Origin of the sequence: Citrobacter sp. R-1.5.2, from assembly GCF_035064245.1 — a bacterium.
In the GTDB taxonomy this organism is placed as follows: Bacteria; Pseudomonadota; Gammaproteobacteria; order Enterobacterales; family Enterobacteriaceae; genus Citrobacter.
This window is the reverse complement of record NZ_JASEYC010000016.1, coordinates 26,255-48,819: the sequence shown is the minus strand read 5'-3', so window position 1 is coordinate 48,819 and position 22,565 is coordinate 26,255. Positions and strand designations below refer to the sequence as shown.

At 39.9% G+C, this 22,565-nt stretch carries 25 protein-coding genes; 24 read left to right on the top strand and 1 reads right to left on the bottom strand.

Annotated features, from left to right (window positions below):
- Positions 1 to 16: 16 nt before the first annotated feature.
- Complete coding sequence (locus QMN38_RS21805; RefSeq protein ID WP_000771834.1) at positions 17 to 889, bottom strand: hypothetical protein; 873 nt, start codon at positions 887 to 889, stop codon at positions 17 to 19.
- A 179-nt stretch (positions 890 to 1,068) separates the two neighbouring features.
- On the opposite strand from QMN38_RS21805, the gene trhI reads away from it, so the two are divergent.
- The 24 genes from trhI to QMN38_RS21685 all read left to right on the top strand — a co-directional run bounded on the left by trhI (position 1,069) and on the right by QMN38_RS21685 (position 22,564).
- The gene (gene trhI / locus QMN38_RS21800; RefSeq protein WP_000517885.1) at positions 1,069 to 2,853 is read left to right on the top strand and encodes an IncHI-type conjugal transfer helicase TrhI; all 1,785 of its coding nucleotides are present in this window, start codon (positions 1,069 to 1,071) and stop codon (positions 2,851 to 2,853) included.
- A gap of 394 nt (positions 2,854 to 3,247) precedes the next feature.
- A complete protein-coding gene (locus QMN38_RS21795; protein WP_000041927.1) occupies positions 3,248 to 4,120 on the top strand; it encodes a hypothetical protein in 873 nt (290 codons plus the stop codon).
- Positions 4,121 to 4,177: 57 nt separating this feature from the next.
- Complete coding sequence (locus QMN38_RS21790; RefSeq protein WP_000120822.1) at positions 4,178 to 4,555, top strand: hypothetical protein; 378 nt, start codon at positions 4,178 to 4,180, stop codon at positions 4,553 to 4,555.
- 60 nt (positions 4,556 to 4,615) lie between these two features.
- Entirely contained in the window at positions 4,616 to 5,593 is a 978-nt protein-coding gene (locus QMN38_RS21785; RefSeq protein ID WP_000810361.1) for a hypothetical protein, read from the top strand.
- A 57-nt stretch (positions 5,594 to 5,650) separates the two neighbouring features.
- Complete coding sequence (locus QMN38_RS21780) at positions 5,651 to 6,709, top strand: ATP-binding protein (protein ID WP_000063335.1); 1,059 nt, start codon at positions 5,651 to 5,653, stop codon at positions 6,707 to 6,709.
- Positions 6,710 to 6,840: 131 nt separating this feature from the next.
- Complete coding sequence (locus tag QMN38_RS21775; RefSeq protein ID WP_001176645.1) at positions 6,841 to 7,014, top strand: hypothetical protein; 174 nt, start codon at positions 6,841 to 6,843, stop codon at positions 7,012 to 7,014.
- A gap of 63 nt (positions 7,015 to 7,077) precedes the next feature.
- A complete protein-coding gene (locus tag QMN38_RS21770) occupies positions 7,078 to 8,205 on the top strand; it encodes a DUF3150 domain-containing protein (protein WP_000174396.1) in 1,128 nt (375 codons plus the stop codon).
- 77 nt (positions 8,206 to 8,282) lie between these two features.
- A complete protein-coding gene (locus QMN38_RS21765) occupies positions 8,283 to 10,289 on the top strand; it encodes a VWA domain-containing protein (protein ID WP_000762700.1) in 2,007 nt (668 codons plus the stop codon).
- Positions 10,290 to 10,361: 72 nt separating this feature from the next.
- Positions 10,362 to 10,583 carry a hypothetical protein gene (locus tag QMN38_RS21760; protein ID WP_000192120.1) on the top strand — a complete coding sequence of 74 codons (222 nt, stop codon included), beginning with the start codon at positions 10,362 to 10,364 and terminating at the stop codon, positions 10,581 to 10,583.
- A gap of 113 nt (positions 10,584 to 10,696) precedes the next feature.
- Entirely contained in the window at positions 10,697 to 11,929 is a 1,233-nt protein-coding gene (locus QMN38_RS21755; RefSeq protein WP_000220379.1) for a DUF7146 domain-containing protein, read from the top strand.
- Positions 11,930 to 12,198: 269 nt separating this feature from the next.
- Positions 12,199 to 12,720, top strand: a complete 522-nt coding sequence (locus QMN38_RS21750) for a hypothetical protein (RefSeq protein ID WP_001011130.1) — start codon at positions 12,199 to 12,201, stop codon at positions 12,718 to 12,720.
- Between the two features lie 78 nt (positions 12,721 to 12,798).
- A complete protein-coding gene (locus QMN38_RS21745; protein WP_000762003.1) occupies positions 12,799 to 13,677 on the top strand; it encodes a hypothetical protein in 879 nt (292 codons plus the stop codon).
- A gap of 69 nt (positions 13,678 to 13,746) precedes the next feature.
- On the top strand, positions 13,747 to 14,682 hold the full coding sequence (locus QMN38_RS21740) for a hypothetical protein (RefSeq protein WP_000691119.1): 936 nt from the start codon (positions 13,747 to 13,749) through the stop codon (positions 14,680 to 14,682).
- A gap of 68 nt (positions 14,683 to 14,750) precedes the next feature.
- Entirely contained in the window at positions 14,751 to 15,671 is a 921-nt protein-coding gene (locus QMN38_RS21735; RefSeq protein WP_000991697.1) for a hypothetical protein, read from the top strand.
- A gap of 66 nt (positions 15,672 to 15,737) precedes the next feature.
- On the top strand, positions 15,738 to 16,676 hold the full coding sequence (locus tag QMN38_RS21730; RefSeq protein WP_000472041.1) for a hypothetical protein: 939 nt from the start codon (positions 15,738 to 15,740) through the stop codon (positions 16,674 to 16,676).
- A gap of 171 nt (positions 16,677 to 16,847) precedes the next feature.
- Positions 16,848 to 17,804, top strand: coding sequence for a hypothetical protein (locus QMN38_RS21725; RefSeq protein ID WP_000149830.1), 957 nt, complete (start codon positions 16,848 to 16,850; stop codon positions 17,802 to 17,804).
- A 263-nt stretch (positions 17,805 to 18,067) separates the two neighbouring features.
- Complete coding sequence (locus tag QMN38_RS21720) at positions 18,068 to 18,343, top strand: hypothetical protein (RefSeq protein ID WP_001004201.1); 276 nt, start codon at positions 18,068 to 18,070, stop codon at positions 18,341 to 18,343.
- A 44-nt stretch (positions 18,344 to 18,387) separates the two neighbouring features.
- Positions 18,388 to 18,978, top strand: a complete 591-nt coding sequence (locus QMN38_RS21715) for a hypothetical protein (protein ID WP_000578891.1) — start codon at positions 18,388 to 18,390, stop codon at positions 18,976 to 18,978.
- Between the two features lie 7 nt (positions 18,979 to 18,985).
- Complete coding sequence (locus QMN38_RS21710; RefSeq protein ID WP_001371933.1) at positions 18,986 to 19,243, top strand: hypothetical protein; 258 nt, start codon at positions 18,986 to 18,988, stop codon at positions 19,241 to 19,243.
- Between the two features lie 73 nt (positions 19,244 to 19,316).
- A complete protein-coding gene (locus tag QMN38_RS21705) occupies positions 19,317 to 19,853 on the top strand; it encodes a hypothetical protein (RefSeq protein ID WP_000107167.1) in 537 nt (178 codons plus the stop codon).
- A 16-nt stretch (positions 19,854 to 19,869) separates the two neighbouring features.
- Positions 19,870 to 20,316, top strand: coding sequence for a hypothetical protein (locus QMN38_RS21700; protein WP_000549069.1), 447 nt, complete (start codon positions 19,870 to 19,872; stop codon positions 20,314 to 20,316).
- 90 nt (positions 20,317 to 20,406) lie between these two features.
- Complete coding sequence (locus QMN38_RS21695; RefSeq protein ID WP_000119428.1) at positions 20,407 to 21,369, top strand: DNA replication terminus site-binding protein; 963 nt, start codon at positions 20,407 to 20,409, stop codon at positions 21,367 to 21,369.
- Positions 21,370 to 21,378: 9 nt separating this feature from the next.
- Entirely contained in the window at positions 21,379 to 22,284 is a 906-nt protein-coding gene (locus QMN38_RS21690) for a hypothetical protein (RefSeq protein ID WP_001198595.1), read from the top strand.
- A complete protein-coding gene (locus QMN38_RS21685; RefSeq protein WP_001805195.1) occupies positions 22,220 to 22,564 on the top strand; it encodes a hypothetical protein in 345 nt (114 codons plus the stop codon). The genes QMN38_RS21690 and QMN38_RS21685 overlap by 65 nt, the downstream gene beginning before the upstream one ends.
- Position 22,565: the final 1 nt, after the last annotated feature.

The following is a 22,565-nucleotide window of genomic DNA, read 5'->3' as shown; positions in this document are numbered from 1 at the left end:
TAGGCCCCTTTTTTAATTACTTGGCTTTCAATGTTTTTTCTGGGAAGCCTTTTTTACCGTATTCACCGGTAAAGAGGTAATAATCTTTTCCGTTGATGGAGGCTGCAACACCCCCTGGAGTTGTTGTATTTGGGCTATCAGAACGGAAAATGATACCCGAAAAATCAGCGCTTGTTTCGTTTCCTTTAAATGGGATGAACACATAACGAATTACAGCGTAATCACCAGCGGGAAGGTTTAGCTCAGGAATTTCGGTTCCTGTTGCGGGGCGAATCGCCTGAAAGCTGTACATTGAATCTGTAGGGAAAACATCAGCATCAGGCTTAGAGGGCAGATCACAGGTACTCCATTTATTGACGACTGCCATATCAATTTTACATGTGGCCAGAGCTGCTTTCTGTTTTTCAGGGTTGTATCCAAATGAGGCCTGAGTTGCTTTTGTATGCTCAAAAACATACTTAGCTCCCTCACGTACCAAACTTTCATCATTGTAAGGCAATTTTTTTGGATTGGGGACGAACACTAGGTATTGATTGACCTGGATGTATTCGGCGTCAGAAGAACTGTACAAAGAGCTGAGGCTCATGATCCCAAAACCTTTTAGACCGCCTGTTACGTAGCCCATCGAACTATTGATGAGATACTTAGAAAGAAAGTTGTCGGCATCCCCTCCAGGAGTAACCTCTTGCTCCTTAAAATTAACGTCGAAACCAGCAAACGAATAGGCATTCTTGGCGACAGAATCATTTGCATTAGCATGCCAGTACTGGCCGTGACTGTACGCATTCAGAGCGGTGCCTGGCGTAGTGCCGGTGTCACCGGCACAACCCGATAGGGAAAAACCAATGACGACAGAAGAGACCAGAGATACTAAACGTAAAAGTTTCATTTAAAGCCCTTTTTGTAATGTCTTTTGGAGATGGAACCATTATTCCATAGTCACGCGTTTCACAAACAACCTGATTGCATAAAAAAGGAAAAAAAGTGATTTCCAGTAGAACCAGCAGTACACAAGAAAAGCGCTTTTATAAAAATGTATAATTATTAAAACGAAGTAATGAGGTTGAAATGGGTAAGCCAACAGAAGAGCAAAGACCTGTTATCGAGAATGCTAGCGCAAACAATATGGTGATAGCAGCGCCTGGATCAGGCAAATCGTTCACCATGATAGAAGCGGTTATATCGATTCTCAAAAAGTATCCATATGCAAGAATCGGGATGGTGACCTTTACTCGCGCTGCAACAAACGCACTTGCAGCAAAGTTACAAAAGCGATTGAGCAAGAAGGATCTTGACCGGGTGCTGGTGGATACTTTTCACGGACTCGTTAAGAAGCAACTGGACATGATTCGCTGGCCGGGAAAGATGTTGATAGGGCCAGCACAGAGATCTGTCATTCACCGGGCTTTGAAAGAATCCGGTGTAACGATGAAGTTTGCTGAAGCTGAATTCGTTATTGATGCTATCGGCAGAGAAATGGATACGGATGTGATTTCAGTTCGGCATAACAGACAACAGATCCATTTGTTTAATACCTATCAGGCGTTATGCCAGAAAGACCATGTGGCGGACCTCAATGCTCTTTCAAAATTTGTTGTCGGTCAAATGCATTCGGGAAAAATGCGCACGTTAGATTTGACACATTTGATAGTAGACGAAGTTCAGGATACTGACTCTATACAATTCTCATGGATAGCATTGCATACAAGAGCTGGAGTCTATACGAGTATAGTTGGAGACGATGATCAGGCCATCTACTCCTTCAGATCCTCAGGAGGAGTCAAAATATTTCAACAGTTTGAAAAACACTTCAGACCTAACATATTTTACTTAAACACATGCTTTAGGTGTGAACCTGAAATTTTAGAGGTGGCCGGAGCACTGATAGGAAAGAATGTTTACCGTTATGCCAAAGAGTTACGCTCGGCAAAAAAGGGAGGGGGAAAGGTCACTTTTCGTTCATATGTAGATATGGAGGAACAGATACAGGGTATTTTAAGCCTTATAAATCAGGATCCACATGGATGGGCAATTCTAAGCCGCAATAATGCTCACTTGGATGAGCTAGAAAGTTTGATCGAACAGCCAGTAATTCGTTACGGAGGTAAATCATTCTGGGATGAAAAAGAAACAAGCGATGTGTTAAGCCTTATGGCCTTTTTCCGACAATCAAATGATCCTCGCTTAATGAAGAGAGTATTGGCATTGTTTGGAGAACAGGAATCAGTTTTGGATGAAGTGGCATTGAGTATGAGAGGAAGAAAAGTTACTTTTGGCGACCTTGCCATCCCGGAGGACAGTTCTCTCGAAACAAAAACATTACATTCAAACTTCGTGCGCTTTACCCAGGAAAGTTCTGATAAAGTTGAGATAGCAAAACGTTTCGCCAACCTTACGAAATGGATGGAATCGTCGTCAATCAAGATGAGGAGTAATAAAGGTACAGCAACCTTAACAAAAATTGCTTTAGACACTTGTAAACAGTGGGCAGAAAAGACTGGTTGGATGAATATGATAAATCGTGCTGCTGCAATGTCATTAGGCCCTAGGAAGAAGGACGAGGAATACAGCCCAGAGAAAGTAGTCCTATCAACCTTGCATGGTTCAAAGGGTCTTGAGTGGAATAAAGTAATAATAATGAGTTGTAATGCGGATCAGATACCAAGTAAAAGATCAGTTGGGGAGGAGGCAATAGAAGAAGAAAGACGTTTGCTTTATGTTGGATTTACGCGTGCAGAAAAGCAACTTTTTGTAATGTGGTATGGTGATCCTTCTTTCTTTTTAAGAGAATGCAGTGAAGAAAAGATAAAAGAAGCAGCTAATATTCGAATTTCTCCACTTTATACAGAATAATTCGATATGGGCATTTACTTATGCTTAAAGCTATAGTATAAAAACAATGAGCTTAAATATCAGCTCCCAAATTTGAGTAACTTTGCTTAAAGTTACTTTCGCGTTAAGCGTTGATTTAGCCGTGAAAAGCGGCCAGCTTAAACAAGCTGTAAGACACCACCGGCAAAATGTCACCTTTGTCGCTGGTGCACTTCCCATGCCTGCAAAAGGCAATCTGAATTTACCAAACCGTAACTAATTTAGCTCCTCCTGGGGCTATTTTTGTTGCGTACTTCTAATGCCAGATAGTATAAATCAGGCGGTTCATAGCTTACGGGAGATGAATGACAGGCTTTGCCTTCGTGTTGAAACAAAAATTTGTTTCTTCCTTCTTACTATATATAGGTGACCCCAAATGTCTAAAAATAAAGCTCGCAGTAAAGCCCTTCATCAAACCTTTAGTGAAATTATTCCAGAGATGGATAAGGCGCTAAACAAACAGCTCTTAGAAGTTCTGATGAAATATACAGAACGTGATAATGAACTGATTGTTATTTTGAATGAGGACGGCCCAAATATCATTGAACTTAAGTCTCTTAAGCCTGTGTCTTTGTTGGCCGAAAAGCTTTCTGCTTATTCAAGCTATTATCATGTGGATGTTGTGGAGCTCGTGGTCAAGAAAATTGATTTCGAAGGAGCTTATAAGCTTCTTAAAGCTTCCCCAGATGTACCACTTTTTAAAAGCTTAACTGAACTGGATAAATATCTTGTTGAGGAGTTTGAAAAATACGGATTAAATTCATTTCTTGACGTGGATAATCTGGATTACTCACTTGAAAAAGCCAGTGAACTCAAAAATGAGCAGTTAATAAATTGGGTTTCGGACATCATTTGCAAACGTGAAAAATTAACTTTACGTAAGCGTTTTGATGTCGCAGTAAAGGCCCACTACGAAAATGTAGAAAAAATGTATGATACCATTCGTCCGTTAATGAAAAAACTGGGTTTCCCAGAAGATCTCATGACGCACACCTTTAGTGAGTTAAGCGTTTTTGAAACTAAAGGATGGGACCATGCAATAAAATCGAAAATTGAGACTCTCGCTAAGCGTGAAACTCAATATTTAGATGATGCGGCTAAAGCAGAGAATCGACGTCTTGTAACAGAGAAGTTGGAGAACTCTTTAGCGATTGCACCAACTAAACCAACAAGAAATTGGTTACATATTGCCGGAATTGCCTGTTTGGTAGTCTGCACGTTCATGTATGTAACTAATAAATTTATTTAATCCTGTTAAGGGGGAACCCTAACGGGGCTTCTCTTTGAACAAATCGAGGAGCGGAAAATGTCATATCTTGAATATATCAATGAAGTAAAAGTGTCCGGGATAGTTATCAGTGCTGTGGAGAAAAAAATGACTGACCAGAGTATAGGTTTGTTAATAAAGCTCAAAAATAGGATGAAGACAGAAGTTGATGGTGAAATCACTGAGAGAGAATTTTCAGTTCAAATCAAGGTGTCGCCTGAAATGTATTCAACCTGTTTCACTGGTATAAATCAGGGTGATGAGTTGATGGTCTCCGGTTATATTGTTGTCGATACTATTATGATTGAAGGGAGAGAACATCCTCTTGACTACATGAGAGTGGTAGCAACAAGTAAGTTGGCTCACATACCTAAACCTCTAAAAGGTTTTGGACAAAGTAGCTTTAATCAGATCTGACATTAAACCCACCCTAAAGGGGAGAAATCCCTTCATGGGATTTCTCCTTTTGGAGTCCCCATGAAACAAAAATTTAGGGCTACTGCAATAAGTAGTAATCAACTTAGTTTTTTTTCTATATTCGATATAGATGAAGATGAAATAACGCAAATAGTTGATTCACCCAAAGAGCATTTAAATGATGCATACACGTCCGGATTAAACTTTAAATCAGATGAAAGTAACATTTCTGAGATAAATTATGATTCTGAAAGGCGTGAAAATCACCTTTATGAAAAATCCAAATTACTTAAAAATCAGATTTTGCATACAATTAATTTTGCAGCAGAAACAGATTATCTATATTCGGTTGAAGAATATAACCCAGATTTGGGTGGTCTGGTAATAGAATGGACCCCTGAGGATGTGTATGTTGTTTTTCTATCCGCTATGGAAGAGTCTTTGGAAATCATTAAAGAACTAGTGTTGAGGAGAAAGTTATTCTTCAAAGATGACAATGGTAATATCACAGTGAATCCACTTTTAGAAGCTGAAACACGGTGGTATATGTCAAAATCATTTGAATACACTTGTTTATCTCATGGACTTGATGCATGTGAATTTAGAGCGGAATTAAAATCATGGCTCTATTATCATTCGCATCGTTCGATTAGTGAAAACACGAAATTAGCTGAATGCAGGAATGATGATGAAATCATTTTGCATGATTGCAATGACGATATGGGCTGGGACATCTTCTTTGATCAGGATTATTTAATGTCAGAAAAAAAACTGGCTGTTAAATGGACTGACAGGGAAATTATGGATGTTTACATAAAAGCTTTTAAATCCACATTAGAGTTGTTTGACGAGCTTGTTTCATGTGATCTGTTAACTAAACGAAACGCTTTTGGCAAGTTAGAAATAAATCCAATATTCGAAAATCATTTTGAATGGATCATGTCTGAAGCTTTTGAAATAGTGGGAAATCATCTTGGTTATAATGTGCCTCAAATCAGGAAACTGATGGCAACTATTTGCCAAATGAATCTCAAATAAAATGCCACTGGCAAACATCTGCCAGAGGGCGGTGTTTGCATTTTACCGGAGTTAAAAATGTCTAATGCCGCTATGAAGTTAAATGAAACATCTTCTGATGCTTATGAAAAATTAGAAGCTCTTCTTTCCCCGGATGTTATAAAGTTAAAACATTATGTGGATAAAGGTGAGTATCTTTTAGTTCTAGCAAAGGACCTTTTTGGTATTCCAGAAATGGATCCAAAGATGGCTGTGCCTGTTTTCAAAACTAAAACCTCGTATCGAGCTCCGCTGAACAAAGACTACATACCAAATCCCCGAATACTTGAACAAGTGGTTAAACTGCTTATCAGTCCGGATATAGATTTAAGTGTGTGTCTTAAAGGTGAGTCCGGTTCTGGCAAGACTGAAATGGTAATGTACATTAGCCACATGATGAATTGGCCGCTGACAATTAAGCAGATCAACAGCAATATTCGAGTTGATGAGCTTGAAGGTGAGCGCAGTCTTAATGGTGGTAATACAGGTTTTGTACACAGCGATTTGGTAACGGGATTTCGTAATGGTCACCTCATTCTTCTGGATGAAGTGGACAAAATCGATCCTGATACGGCAGCAAAACTTCACATGCCCATTGAACGTAAGCCCTGGTCACTCAGTGCTAATGGTGGTGAGGTTATAACTGCTAATGGCTACACGCGATTTATTGGTACTGCAAACACAAACATGAGTGGAGGCGCTCGCCGGTTCGTTTCTTCTCAACGTCAAGATGCAGCTTTTATAAAGCGGTTCTTGATAGTTGAAATGGAGAAGCCCGACAAAGTTGCTTTAACCAATGTGCTTACTAAACGATATAGCTCTTTGCCTTTTCAGGTCATTGAGAAGTTCGTAAGAGTAGCGATTGCAGTAAATGACTCTGGTACAGAAGACAGTGTGATGGATATTCGTCAATTAGTAGCTTGGGTTGGCACGTCGATGACGTTAAAAACCTTTAGTCTTCTTGACACTTTCAAAATAGCTTTTGCTTCTGCTTTACCTTTACATGTGGTCGATCTTGTTCTTCAAGCTATAGATCTTTCTCTTGGCGAAGACAAGGATAAATCGCTGGAGTATTTCACAGCAAAAAAGTCGAGTTAGATGGGATTTGTTATGAAACCTCTGATATTTGTATCTCAGAGTTATCCCATCTTGAATTTAGTGCGTTTTTAAGTACGGATGGTGCTGCTACCATTGCTATAGCAAAAAACGGAACTAATTTTACTGGACTTATGCAACTGAATAACGACTATTCTTTATTGTTTTATCATGATGGTAAAATAAATATGGAAGGTCTAATTAAAGAAATGGAATTAAAAGGTTATATGTATCAGGGAGCAATGGGCAATGATGATGTTGCCGCTGAGTTTCCCGGTATTCTTTTAATTGCACCAGAGAAGCTTTAATATCAACCCTATCGGGAAATCTTTCCCGTTGGGGAGGGTTTCCCCTTTTTTTTGGAGAAACCCATGACTTTAAATACTTCAATGCTTAACAAAGTATCTGCAAAACAAATCTCTGAGAATTTTGCAAAATCATATCCAGATTTACTGGAAGGTGCAGTTATAACAAAAATTGAAATAAGTGGCTGTCAAGGATCGCGTCGAACCGATAAAATCGATTTGTCTTATGATGGAGATGATATTACGGATCAAAAAAGCGTATCTAAAAGCGAAGTACGTTGGATTGACATAAAAGCCCTTAGCTTCAAAAGTACGATTACCAGCAGAATATCAACCCTTTGCTCACGCTTGTGCATCCGCTATAGCAATATGTGGATTTTACCAGTTTCCAGTATGGAAGAGTTTCTGGAAGGGGCCCAAGAGATTGAACGAGAGTTTCAGGCAGGTATTCAAAACGTTGTAGACAATTATGAGATGCATATTGAGGCTGAAAAAAATAGAAGCCCAAGAATGTCTTCTTTGATTGATCAGTTGAAATTAACTAAAGATGATTTCATAAAATCCTTTAGATTTAATATTGCTCACTTTATTCCTTTTACGCCTATTAGCGTTGAAGGTGATGAAACCCAGGACTACTATCAGGAACAATTGATAACAGATCTGGCAGAAGAAGCAATGAGGGTTTATGAAAAAATTAGTAAAAATAATAATTTGCGCTCAAGTACTATTGACCGACTGAAGCAAATGCAAAATAAGATCATTAGCTTCATGTTTATACATAAAGAGGCGGCAGTACTTGCAGAAGCTATAAAACACATAATGAATAATTTACCTAAAGGTGCCATTTCTGAACCTCGCGACGTTGCGGTGTTACAGCAGTGGTTTTATTTCATGAGTGATGCTTCAATGTTAAAGCGTATTATTTCAGGAGAGCAAAAGGTTACTGACTGGTTGGAATCTATTACCAGATCATTTAATCAAAGCTCACAAACAGAACCGAACGCGCTACAGAACACAGGTATTGAAGCTATTTTAGATTCAACAAATGTGTTTCAGGTTGAACCTGTCGTAGAGAACGATATAAAAAACAGCACGTTTTCAAACACTGATTCTGTAGCTGAACCTGAGAAATCAGTTTCGCAACAGGAAGACAATGCTGAAAATGGTTTTGATATCGAGCTCAAAGGCTGGTAACTGTTTGCTTTATTAAAAACCCCAGATGGGTACTTCACCATCTGGGTGAGTACCCCTTTTTTATAAAGAGGTATTCTATGAAATTAGATCTTAAATCATCGCCGCGCCATATTAAGCGTTTACAGAATATAGCAAAAGTCATTAGCGGCTTAGGCGATGTAAGAGTTGTAATAGACGACAATACCAAAGGACCGTATTTTGATCCTGTCAATAAAGTTTGTGTTTTACCAAACGGCGATTATAGCGATGATGACTTTGTCAGTCTGATTGAAGGTTTTACCTGTCATGAAGCTGGTCATGGTCGCTATACCGTCAGTGAGGTTTACAGTGACGCCTTTAATAGTGTTCTCATGTCATCTGAAGGGTTTACACGCTTCGATGACGGAATGAATGCAGAGTTTGAGAGCCTCGCTGAGAAACGTAAAGCTTATAGCAGGGCAAAACGTCTTACCGGGCTTATAAATCTGTTCGATGATGTACAGATGGAAGAGAAGGTTGGTAACGATTATCCGGATGCAAAGCGGCGGCTTGCAGCCACTTACGCACTGATGGTTAAAGCCGGAAGGATGACTCCTGATATATCTTCTCGTCCGGAAAATCCTGTCCTATTTATTGAGTGGTATCTGCTTAACTCATTGCGAGTAAAAGTCCTTCAGCAGGTAGGTCACAAAGAAACCCTCGATCCGTTTTTTGACTATGCCCAAAAGATACTTTCTCCAGTAATTTCTGATGTTGAGGAAATTTTTCATGATGCTCTTGGTTGTGAAAATACTCAGGGCTGTGAATCCCTTGCTCGTAAGACCCTGGCTCTTTTAGAGAGACTGCGGGATGAGGCAAAGGAACAACAGCAGCAGACAGAGCAGGAGGAGCAGGAGGCATATGATGAATCCGAGACCGATACCGATACCGAATCAGAAGATAAATCGCTTACGTCGACTGATAGTCGTGAGGATGATTCTGAGGACGATAGTGAAGGTCAGGCAGATACTTCCGATAACGCTGATCTTGCTCAAGAGGGATGTTCTGAGCCTTCAGAACTTGCTGAAGATAACGAGGGAAATAATGAACCCACCGGTGGCAATCCCACGGGTGATAACATTATTGAAGACGATACTGATGCGATTAACCCTTCCGAGAGTGAATCAGATGAAGCCAGTTCGACTAACGTTGAAGATGAAAGTAACTTTTCATCGGCTCAATGGGAGATACTGGCAGATTTGTTGGATGCCTTTCTTAGCAGTGATGAGGATAGCGAAGATTATCACGATGCTTTGGCTAAAGAGATTGAAGGTATTGCATCAAAAGTATCCGATGACGTGAAAGCCGAATTCGGTGCTTCTGAATGGGATATCCCTGATCTCCTTATCGATTTGAATGTTTACAATGAGGCTTTGTCTCTGAGTCATTCAATCGGTAGCGACTTGTCTGTTTTACAGCAGGTTAAAATGCGTGGCCGAAACAAAACTCATGAGCGTGGAATTACCTTCGATGGAAATCGATTAATTCTGTCACAAATGGGAGTTCGTGATGTCTTCAGAGCTCAAAGCGAATCTAAAAATAGAGGGCATGTTGGCCTCGTATTAGTTCGTGATATTTCAGCGTCAATGGCTAATGATGAAAGATATATTCATGCCATTAAGTCAGATCTTGCTTTATCGATGGCCGCTGAAAGTTTGTCAAAAATGCATGTCTCCAATATAGTTTTTCCCTTCAAGGAAAGTGAATTTGAGATTATCAAAACGTTTGATCAAAGCGTTGAGGAATCTCTATCGAAATTCACTCTTGGATGTAAGGGTTATTATACCCCTACGGGATCTGCTTTAATGGCAGCTGTTGATCTGTTACTTGACAGCCAATTCGATAGGAAAATAATTTTTCTTATAACTGATGGTTATCCGAATAAATCGGAATTTACTATCGTCGAAGTTATGGAAAAGGCTAAATGTAATGGAATAGAAATCGTTGGTGTTGGTATTAAGACTGATGAAATAATTGGTTTTGAAACGGACACTTTCGTAACAGTTGATGATACTTCTTTATTGTCTATTGAAGTCAGTAAGCTAGTTCATCAAATACTTTCTTAATAAACTCTACCCAATCGGGGCAAAAAGGCCCCGGTGGGTCTTTTTGCTCCATGAAGGAATAAGGAGCAAAATATGACTCAGATAAAAACTTACCGTGTAGAACATGAAAAAGTCGGTGCGATGCATAAAGTCCGTATTTTCGGACGTGTTGGTGAAGTTATAAGCAATGATAGCCCTCAGGAAAGAATCTTCCGCGAAGTCACTATAGCGGAGGGTAATAGCCAGCAGGCTGCGTTACTTGTAGATAACTACATACAGCGTCTTGAGAATAATGGCTTCACGACTGAAGCATAAATGTTGAGGGCCCCCGGGCCCTCTTTCTTAAATTCTGCGTTGTGGGTTTCTCCCTGTCTTCTGCACCGCAGAAGGCATTGAGAAACTCACAATGCCAGATAAGAGAGATCATCATGACTTATGCATCCCCGGCTCTTCGTCGTAAACCACAGGAAGTATCTGAACACTTTATTAAACTCGTTCATGCTCGAATTGCTGAAGTGTCTGGCTGGAAGTATATATTCGAAAGAATACCTGCTTTCAAAGACGCTTGTGCAAAAGCCCCGAGCCAGGTTCCTTGCCCGTTTACTGGCGCAGGGAAATCGAAGTTTCGTTTCCGGCAAAAAGACCTTTATACCGGATGTGCGATCCATAATGACTTTCCGGTAAATGAGTTTTGCGACGGAATTGATGTTCTGGCGAAATATTATGAATTAAGTAAAACGCAGACTTGCAAAAAGATTCTCTCAGATTTTTTCGGGATGGATCTGCATGCTCCGTTAACTGACGCCGACATTGAAAATGAACGACGCTATAAATCAGCAGTTCGTGCCACAGAAACTCTTGACCGAGAGGAAGTGGCAAAGCGAATGCGAAAACTTGATGTGATGTATCACTATACCGGTGAAATAAAGCCTAATACTCCTGTTGCTTTGTACCTCCGTAATCGTGGGATCTCCCGCTTACTGAGTCACTTACCAAAGGATTTAGGCTTTAATAACCGGATCTACTATTGGGATAAAGATAAGCAGAAATCGATTATCTATCCGGGAATGATTGCAATCTATCGTGACACCCGAGGTCGGCCTCTGACTATCCATAGAACATACGTAGACAAAAACGGTGATAAGGCACCTGTAGAAAATCCAAAGCTGATGATGAAGCCTCCTGCCGATATGACAGGTGGCTCAATTCAGTTGTTTGACCCTCACTATGATTCAGGTAGTTCGACCTGGACACTGGGAGTGGCTGAAGGGATCGAGAATGCGCTTTCTGTTGTAGAAGCGACTTCAACACCATGCTGGGCAGCCAGCTCCGCATGGTGCCTTGAAAACGTTACTGTTCCTGATTTTTTACTGCCTCCGCCGGATGTAAAATATATAAACTTTTATATCTGGGCGGATAAGGATATTGCTAACTCACAAGGCACTCGTGCCGGTATCGAAGCTGCTCAGCGACTTCAAAGCCGCATGGTTGAGTTTTTGGCTAAACGATATCCCGCATCAAAGCTGACAATTGAAGTCTTCGAACCAGCACAAGATATTCCTGATGGGAAAAAGGGTATCGACTGGAACGATGTTCTCCAGTTAACAGGGCAGGATGGATTCCCGATTCACTGGGCTCCTGAATGTCTTAATCAGCTGTAACAACGATAACTCCCCCGCATTTTGCGGGGGGGGTTATCTTATCAATATTATTTTTTAAATTGTATTGATAAGATAACCGCTTTCCTTCGTGATAATTACCTGCCTTTAAGGTCTTTTCACGGCTGAGATGCTTGCTCAGTTAAATAAATGTGCGGTACTACTGGCTATGGTCGGTTGTATGACATGGTTATTCCATAAACTATTAAAACCCATAACGGGAGTATTACCGTTATGGTGATGCTCGTCGTTTTACATCGGAGAGCATTTTAATGAATTTTCAAACTAACGAAGTTTTTAATAAATTTGCTGCTGTTATAAAATCGCGCATCGTCAATGAACCATCGTCATGCTATTTGCTGCATGATAATGAGATAGATATAACGATTTTGAAACATGGCATATTAGAAAATGACAGAAACCTGTTGTACGTAGTTCGTCCTTCAGGAACGTGTTTGTTGCGTTGTGACAAATATTTCTATCCGAAATATTATCTTCGTTGCCGTGGAGATTATAAGTCATTCATATATGTCCATCTTGATCTACATAGTGGTGAAGCTAAAGAAATCACATGGGAGCAAGCAGACGATATGCTGTCTAGTCCAGGAAAACCCCCATTAAAAGGAAATCTTGGACGATTTGAGTATATAAAAGTTGTGGTTGAGGACCTTCGTATTCGAGGTTACGCTGATTATCTTCCTGCGTATAATCTTGATGACCTTCGCCGTTTTGCCTTACAGGACGACCGCCCATCCCTTGTCAGATACATTGACAATGTAATGGCAACGGTCTGATTGGTTGCTAATTGATTTACATATTTTCCCTGATGGCCAACCTGCATCAGGGAGGCCTCAATAACGACTGGAGGCTGTATGAAGTTAGCTACGGACCTGGTAAAAGCTATTTTGATTAGAAATGGTGTTGAACCAGTAAATATAAGCGAATCATCTAAATTATCTTTGAAACAACCACTGACAGAACTTAAATTCAGTTTATATTTGCGAACTGAGCATTTATCTCACTTCCTACCCGGTTATGTTTATTCTATAAAAGAATGTCCACTGTCATATGACATCGGGATCGAAATTCAGAAAATCTTCGAAAGTTTACATTTGTTAAACGAAGAATTTGAATCCCTCGGTTTTGTTTCTGTATGGATAGAAATGCATCAAAGCATTTTTGAACAAAGTCGGTTTAAGAAAAGTAACTTTACTTTTCGGGAGGAAGAGGTCGAGCTTGCTAAAGGGCTTGTTTGTTCTCACAATTCACAAATAAGTAATGCGGCTTATTTCTGGCTTCAGCACTTTGAGGAGTTTATGATTTATGTTCGTAATAAGCTTATCGACCTCTTTCGAGAGGCCTATGACCTGATCCTTGGAATGCAGCAAGTATTTTTCATTCGGGAAAAGGAAGAGCTGTTGAAAACTATAAGTTATGGGGATGACCTGTATGAGGTGAAATTAATGGCGGCTGAGCTTTACTCTATCGAACAGAACTTAAAGTGTTCTGAATCGATAAGTACAAAATCTCAAGCTTCGGCATATATTAACCGCATCCGTGAGTTTGTGCGTTCGGGGTGGAGGCAGGGCTATATAGTCTGCCATCATAAGCGAAGTAATCAAATCTCATCATTGTCATTACCGATGTACTTGAAAGATACGTCAGGCCGAAGTGCTCGAAAGCGAGTAAAACGTCTTATATCTTCTACAGTTTGTGGTAGAAATAAAGATTTAGGTCTTACAGATTTTTAATTAAATTATACCCATGTGGGGATCACACCCCATATGGGAGTGATCCCTTTTTTATTGAGAGAGGATCACATGAAAATTATCGAAAAAATCATTAATGCCTTTTTGGTTGTTCAACATAAAAAAATACAGGTTAAAAACATTACATTTTTAGACAATGGGCAGGGCATGTTCTCTGGTATGTCTTTTGATGCTGATGTTTCACTGGAGTTTATGTATGAATCAGCAAAAGCATATAGTTCTTGTTTCTGTGATATTCCCTTTCCAGGTTTTGAAGATGCAAATCTGGAGGAAATTACGAAATTTCAATTAGATGCTTTGAAGCAAAGAAAGAATCATTCTTTCATTGTTAACCATTTGAGGTTTCCTATAGTTTTAAGGGAAGGGTGCAAAATCGAAAGAGGAGAAGTCTATTCAATTTCGAATTGCACTTATAATAAAGAAAGATTGCAGTATCTTTTTTCTCAGGATATTTACGGTAAGTTGTATAATTCCTTAGAGAAAGAATTAAGCTCGTTTTTCTCATTTATCAATGTTGAGGTGCACGAGTTGTTAAAAGATGCTGTATGCTTTGCATTAAAAATCCTGAATAAGATATCTTTGGATACACCTGAAAGACTTATTAAAGCTTTTAATTATCGTGACTGGTATTGTAGTTACGATGTTGAGCTTTTTAGGAAAGGCTTACCTGGTCATATTCTGGAAGAGCTCATTGCTCCAGATATCTTACTTTCAGACCTTAACGGTTGTAGAAAAATACTTAGAAATGCAAAACGATTTCTAAATGGACATACAAAAACCAATTGTGTTTATATTAAATATGAATGGTGGTTGGGGCCTGTGGATACCTCACACTCAGCTAAGTTGATGTCTGACAAAGAAATTAACAACCGAAGTGACTTGAAGAATTTTTCAAAGGTCTTTTTCAAAGAGTGTTTAAGTTCTGGTAAGTCGGAATATGAAAACCATCTTAGTGAAAAAGAACATGCGCTTCGCTACAATTATTAATTAAAATTATTTTCTCCCATAGGGATTTCTCCCTTTGGGAGAAATCCCTCTATTAAGAGGGTATTTAAATGAATGCGATACAAAAGTTAGTTGAATCTATTCTTGTTAAAATGGGTTTTGTTGGCGCTGTAGTGGAAAATATATATTTGGATTCAAAACCATTTCGGCATATTCGATTTGTGGCTGATATTCCAGTAATATCTTTTCTACCTCATTTGGTGAAATATCTTAAGGGCGCAGACCATCTTTACTGTGGTAACGATGATTTGCATCCTCTTTTCATTTATTTTTCCGAAGCGGCTACATTAAAAGCAGGCCCTGTAAATCTCGCGAACTTTCGTTTTGAAGTTTCTATAGCTTCAACTCATTTACGACTGGTCTCAGAGCAGCCTGATTTGCTTATCAAAGGATTTAACCGGGATAATCTAGAATACGTTTATTACCGCTCAGATTTGGCCTCTAAGGATCTTATACTAGGCCTTGTTGAACACGGTTCTCCTTTCATAAAACATCTACATGGACTTATACAAAAGCGAATTTTAAACGAGTTCTCTCTGATTTTTTCTGTTCTTGAAAAGATTTTAGAAAGCGCGAAGCCACAAATTCTTGCTTGCTTCCATAGTGTTGATTATGAAATGAACGTAAAAATAATAGCCGAAGCTATACCTGAAACTGTATCTAATCAGATAGTCACATCTGATTATATAGTTAATTCTATATCAGATGCGGACAAGTTTATAAATCATGTTCGTCGCTATTTAGCAGGCAGGGTAATGAAGAGGCGGATATACGCTGAATTAGATGTTTGTGAAGAAACATCAAATATTTCACTAGTGAACTTAGGATGCTTTACGTCTCCTCTGCTCGTTACGGAATATCAAATGTTTAAGCCACACTCTTCAGGGTTATATCGAAAAGCTATAAACAACTCCTTAAAACAGTTCAAACCAGAAATGCATGTACCTTCTGAAGAACTCTTTTATAATTAATCTAACCCATCCGGGAACTTGCTTCCCGGTGGGAAGCACTTCCTTTTTAGTCATGAGGTAGTGTAAATGTTTAAAGAATCTGACCACGTGGAATTTGTTAGTGCCTTTCTTTATCAAAATTTAGGCCTTAATGTTCCCGCTGACGATATAACCGTTCAATTATCTGATACTTCGTTCGACAAAGTAACCTTTGATTACGATGTAGATATCGATAATTTAAATTGTATGTTGGATCTCTACATATCTGAACTAATAAAGCACAACGCATCTTACTCCGATTCTATTCTTTTGAAACAAAAAATAATTTATTTTCTTGGAGTATTTAAGAATTTCGGATTTTTTACGTTTGATATTCGCGGATATAGTAATACTTTAAGCCCAGTTAAAGTTATTGATATTGTTTCAATGATTATTAATGACTGTGAAGAGTTATCTAAAGCTAATTCTTCTACTGATGCTATAAGAAATCTTTATCTCGATAAAATGAAGGTGGATGGGAAAGTGTTAGTTGCGAAATTTGCACTTAAACAGTTTTTTCATTCCGACTTTGGTGACTTTATCTCATTTGTCGAGAAAAGAATTACAGATTGTCTTAATGAAACTTTAAGGATTATCAAAGCTGTTGAACATGGCTTTGTACGTGTTGGGCAGCATAAGATTAATCGCCGTATTAATGATGACTTAAAGTTATGCATTGATTTCAATACTGATGATTATCCGGCAAATATGCCAGATATATATATTAAGTTTAACGATACATTTGATGGGAACGGGGCGTTATATTGTGACAATGATGCCCTCATATCCCTCTATACCGATGTTGCTTCAATTATCAATGTGCCGGTGATGATGGAAGTAAGATTGATCAATAAAAGAGGGCGTGTTGTCTGTGATTCTTCGCATTCAACTTACGTATCTCTCGAAAGTAATGACCGATACAGAGTAACTGATCGCACATTACTAATAACTGAAGCTTTTGACGATTTTCGTAACGCGTCTCAATGATCCTTTTGCTTCAGTCCAAAAAAGTAACTTTGGTTGGCTGAAGACACTTGTCTATGACAATGTAAAATCTGTCGCTGGCATCTTCTTTTAGCTTAACCAAACTTTTATCTAACCCAGTGGGGAAGTCGCTTCCCTTCTGGGGCACTTCCTCTCAAATTTGAGGTAGTGTATATGACACATTCATCTGATGATAAAAACTATGTCCGAGCAGTTCTGAGCTATCTTGGCATAGATTTTGATGAGGCGGATATAGTATTAAGTGTTTGCCATTGTCAAAGTGACGAGCTTTCTTTTACCTGTAATATCAAAGCTATTGAACTCAAGAATGCTGTTGATTTATATGTCGATAGTATCTCTGAGAATGAAATAGAAGCTTTAAACAGAGAATCTTTAAAATCTCGACTCTGTTACTTTCTTGAGGTGTTTGACGCAGTCTCTGGTCAGTACCTTGAGATTTCAGGAAAACACTTTGCAACTAGCCGTTTTGAATATGATGATGTTTGTAGTGAAGTTCTTAGCATGTCTAATGATGTTTCTCAGTCGAAAGGTTATGACCGGGATGAATATAACAGACTGATGCAGGTTGATGGTCAGGTTATGATTGCCCGTTTTGCTTTGCAACAGTTCTGGGATACTCATTTTATTGGACTAATAACATTTGTATCTGAGTCTATAACATCGAGCCTCTATAAAGCTTATGAAACTTTTAGTGATATAAGTTTGGCTTGCTATAAACTGAGTGAATATTCTTATTCACGCTCTATCAACAGTGAATTGACCCTTAATATTTCACTTAAAGAAAATGACTTCTGTGAGGACCTATCTGATTGCTATATGGAAGATGAGGCTTTACCTTCTGGTAGGGTAATTTCTCGACGCAACAATGACTCCATAATAAGTATTTATGAGAGCTATGCTGCGGCTTCTTATATTCCGATGATTGCATCTTTGGAAGTCGTTGATGAATACGGCGAAGTGGTTACTGACCTCTGCCATACCGTTTATGTTTCAGAGTTAACCGGTGGGCGGATTAAAATCCACGACCGTAATGACTTAGTATCTGAAGTTTTCGATAACCTAAGAAATTTAAATCTTGCAGTTGGAGATTCAGTTTCACAAGCTGCTTGATTCTTTCCCTGATTTTGATTTTTTCTCACATACTCTTATGGCACGGTTTCCGTGCCTTTTTTTTGCCTCGCTTACAAGCGTCTACTCCTCTTCTACCTATCCCACCTTACATCACCACTTAAAATCTATCTTTCTAATTCCATTATCCTTTTCGTAGCCTCTAATGCTCTGGTATGAACATACTCTTTAAACTCAAAAAAGTGCTATTAACGAAAAAAAATCCCTAAAGAGATTTGTATACTGTTCTCAACCAAGGAGAGCTCATGAATGAACTAAAATCCAAAAACGAGAACAGTACCAAAAGCAACTTTCCCCCGGTTGATAATCAGTTTTGCTTTTACCATGTTGATTTCAGCATAGAACGACTACTTTCAACGGCCGAGGATCTCCAGCTTGAGTACATCTTCCAGAAACCTGGAAGTGAAGTAAGAAAGGATTTGGTTGAGCGATTCGAACGTGGAGAGCGCTTTGTTACAGCTTCACACTGTGACAATTTCTGTGAAATCCTTGGTTGTCAAGGCCATCAGGAAAATGCATAAACCCATAAACCTACATTTCCACTTTTAAGGATGTTCACTAAAGAATGATTGGAGAAAGTATTTTTGACTGGGTAATTTACGGAATATCCATTTTGATATTTGCCTCAGCACTAATTGAAGGAAAGACAACTCGCTACCCAGCACTTTTTTTCTATGGGAGTTTAATTTTAATGTTAATCCTGATAGTTGCTGGAGGCCTTAACTGGTGGTTCTACAGGTCAAAATATGGCGCAGTAATCGTTATCTTCACAGTGGTCTCTTTACTGATGACTCGATTCCGCCTGGTCATATATAAATTAAGATTAAGAAAGTTAGTTTCAGAAATCAGATTTCGTATAAAAACGGGTTTTCGTATAATTCTTGTTTTGTCGGATAATGAGGATGAGCGTAATGTTCTGCTGTCTATGCTTAGCAACGTATTGCCAGAGCAAACGCTTATTCACACGCGTGATGCTCTCGGACCTCATTCAGAGCCTATCCTAAAAGCTCTTGAGCTACATCATCAACAGGGAACAGGTTACATACTCGTCTGTGAACAACAAATCTCAGCGCGTACGTGGTTGAGTATCGTAGAAAATGGGAAACCTGATACATCTATAGCTGTTAATTTTCATTCGATCCCAGAAATGGAGTGATTTTTCAATGAGTAGAACCGTTTCACAAAGTGTCACAGAAGATTGTCTTTTTGATACCCGCACACAAGTCAGATTACAACTAAGTCGAAGCGTTCATAAAACGCTGGCATCTGCTAAAGAAATTTTACAGGGAAGGGGGGTTGATTCGGTCTCTATTGAAGATCTTGTGCGAGCCTGTCTTGAAGAGAACCAGCCAATTGATCTAGCCTCACTTTACCTTGAAAATCTCTTAAAACAGAAAGGTACCAGCATTTGCGATTTTTAGTGTTTTCAAACCTATTAGATAAAATGCCGGTTGTGTTTATATAACATCAATAATTTCATGCAACAGGTAAAACATGAGTACTCAAAAGCAACTTTCCAGAACTACCGGCACTGAACGTATGTTTAAGGAAGAGCTGGCGTTATCCTTAATTTGTTGGGTTTTCACCAGTCCTTTTACCAACTGGACCGATAAAGTCTTCAGTGGTATTGAAGTTCCGTCTGAAGGACCGTCATCATTACGGGGTGAGACAGAAAAATTCTTTCGTTTTGTCGTTAATGAAGAAGGCTACGACGCAGGAAGGGCTGCTATTGGTCTTGACCTATGTTGTTTTTCACTTCCGTTGTGTTTGTTCCCGGACGCTGCCCTGTCTGAGGAAGAGGTTATGAGTAAGTTAACCGGAGAAGTTATCCATGGAATTCTTCTTTCCTTACCTGAGTTTATTGATATGCCAGAAGTGCTCGCTTACCAGGTCAGGGATGAAATTCTTGCTTTTAACACTCGCTGTGGAGACGGGATCTTTCATGGTTGGAACACGGCTTCAGAATTGTGGAAGTTTGAAATCTTTCCCCGCACCACCATCATGATGCAGCATACTTCGGCAATACATTAAAATTAGGCGGGGCAGAATGCATAAAAAACTTTTTCTTCTCGAATGGAAACCCTGTCAGAGCCGCGTATGGGCCGGTTGGATGGCCCTGTGGTTGACTATCAGTTTTCTGATGTTATCTGCCTTGCTTATGACAGATCATCTCCTGAACAAAGTCATCCTGCCGCCAACATGGTTGTTGATCTGGTTTTCGCCAATGCTGGGGTTTTTGATAAAAGTTCGCGTCGTCGAAACTCAACATTTCCTGGAGCATGACCTCTGTGTTGCAGGTTTCTCTTTTTACCGCTGGAAGAGGTTAGTTTCTCCCGGGCTTTGGTCAGTTGACTGTATAAATGGTCGTTTTCGCCTCAATCGGATCACCCAGGTGGGTAAGACTATCCACTATCCATGGCGTCTCCATTATCATCCTTTGTTCATGAGCCCTATCGAACATAAATCGCATGCTGTGAAAGCTGTTTCAAAATGACTTCTTTAGAGGTTTACATGACATTTATGTTCTGCAAGGTCAGCCTGGGCAGCAAAATTGATTGGAAATAACATGAGCCTGGAGAAACGTATGAGTTATGACGATTTGCCCTATTTTCGTGACCAGATTCTGGAACGCATCGACTCGCTCAAGTGTTTTCTTTCGAACACCCCCCCGATGATGGCAAACCTGATGACTGTCTCCACCGTATCTAGAACAGAAGAGCGCTTGAAGCAGGTTAAACCCATCAGGGTTAGTATTAAAGACGATGCTTCGGTTGAGGAAATTATTCAGGCACTTACTGACATCTGTGTGGATGACATAGAGTCATTAAGTCATGATTCCACCAAAGTAACCACTAAATACCCGGGTCTAATCATTGTCCCCGAAAGAGCAGATCTTCTCGAAAGCTTGATCACTTCTATAAACGAAGCAAAAAATGATTTTGCTGCGGCAATGAGGCGTATCGATAATAAAAAGAATGTCCGTTTTGATAAAGTGCACAAGAAGCTCCCGGGCCTTGTCGCTATGCACTCAACAAGAAATATCCTTTTCATCAAGTCCCAGCTTAAAAAAGTTACTTTTTCATGGCGGCTAAACCGAAACCAGGAAGTTAAAACAGCAGAGCAACTTGTGAGTTTGTTGGAGCGCAGGAGAGCCTCAGAAGTAAAAAATGTAGCAACTACCAATTTGAATGTCGTGTCTAATATCGATAAGGCTTTACACCGTCTTGAATTTCACCCACTGAAGCAGGGCGAATCTTATCGCCTTTGTCGAACTAACTCTTTCCCTGTTCCGATTGCTCACATTTTTGCATTTAGGCCTGAAGGGCAGGAACGAAACGGGAATAAATATGCTGAGACTGATTATTCAGTAGTAAAAGCATCCTTGCCCATTTTCGCAGCAGGCAACATACCTCAATTAAAAACGCTCTCTGACTGGGCTCCTGAAAACAGCCAGGGTCCGTCCAACCAACGGAAGCTGAGCCTGAAATATACAGAACTCGTGCCGGGGGCTGAGCTGGGCATTTTCATTGTCAGCCCCGAAAATTAAGGAACAACAATGCAATGGATTTCCACAGCCAGCCAGAAAATCGATGAGCGTCTCTATCGTGTCTGCGTCTGGGTAAAAAAATATCACGCTGATGCGATTAACCGCGTTGTGCTAACCGTTGATCTAAGTAAAGCCCGACATGACCCTGACGAGGACCAGGTAAGAGCAGAGCTGCTGTGCGGCCATTATTTTTTGCTTCGTAAGGAAAACGCTTCGAACTCTGCGCCTGACGATCAAAAGTTTGCTTTCCTGCCTGACGGGCGCAATCTGTGTTGGCAGACCGCAACCCCGGTGCTTCAGCATCTCCTACTCAATAAAAACGTTCCTGAGTCGCTGAGGTTGCTTACGGACTACATACATATGCGTCTGGCCAGGCTGACAATGGTACCTATGTCCGGAACCATCATGAACGAGGCTCTGCTGGACAGCATCAGCTGGGTTAAGGTGGATTTGACCTACTTCTGGCAGTACGAACAGCTCAGCTCTCATCTGGGACCCATCCAGATAACCCACAAGGCACTTGTACGCTTCGGGCACCTGGCAAAGAATGATGAAAACTCCAGTGCCATAAGAATTCTGCGTCAGCGTCTGTCTTCAGAATTCTTACAAGAATTTCAGATGGCTGAGGATGAGCTAAAGCGCAAACAGTCGTTGATGGGCACCATGGACGTGAAAATGCTGTTTCATGCTCATTACCCCAGCCAGAAGATGCTGGTGGCTCGATATAAAAATGGTTGGGTAATGGTGGATTGTTTTCTGTTTCACCATACCAAACCTAAGAAAAAAGCAAAAAACAAAACTACTGTGGCTAAGCCTCAACTTAAACAGACTAAAAGAGAAGGGAGTGAAAATGGAACTGGGCATTATGGTGTGCATCGTGTTGTTACTCTCAGTGGCGGCGGCGTGGATCAGTAATAAGACAGTTGATTTGCTCGAAAGATTCTATTTCAAGCGTCCGCTGAGCATGGAGTACGCGGCATGGCTACGTGTAATGTGTGCAGGCTTGTTATTAGTTTTTATTCAGGTTGCTCCCCAATTTACACTCCTGTATACCCTTAAACTTGTCACGCTTATTAATCTTGGAATCCAGACAATGAAATTAAATGGCGTGTACAAATATAAAAGGACGGGAATTTTGCCTCCGGGAGGGGCACTCTCTAATCTCACCAGACTTAACCCGTTCAAGAAAAAATAAA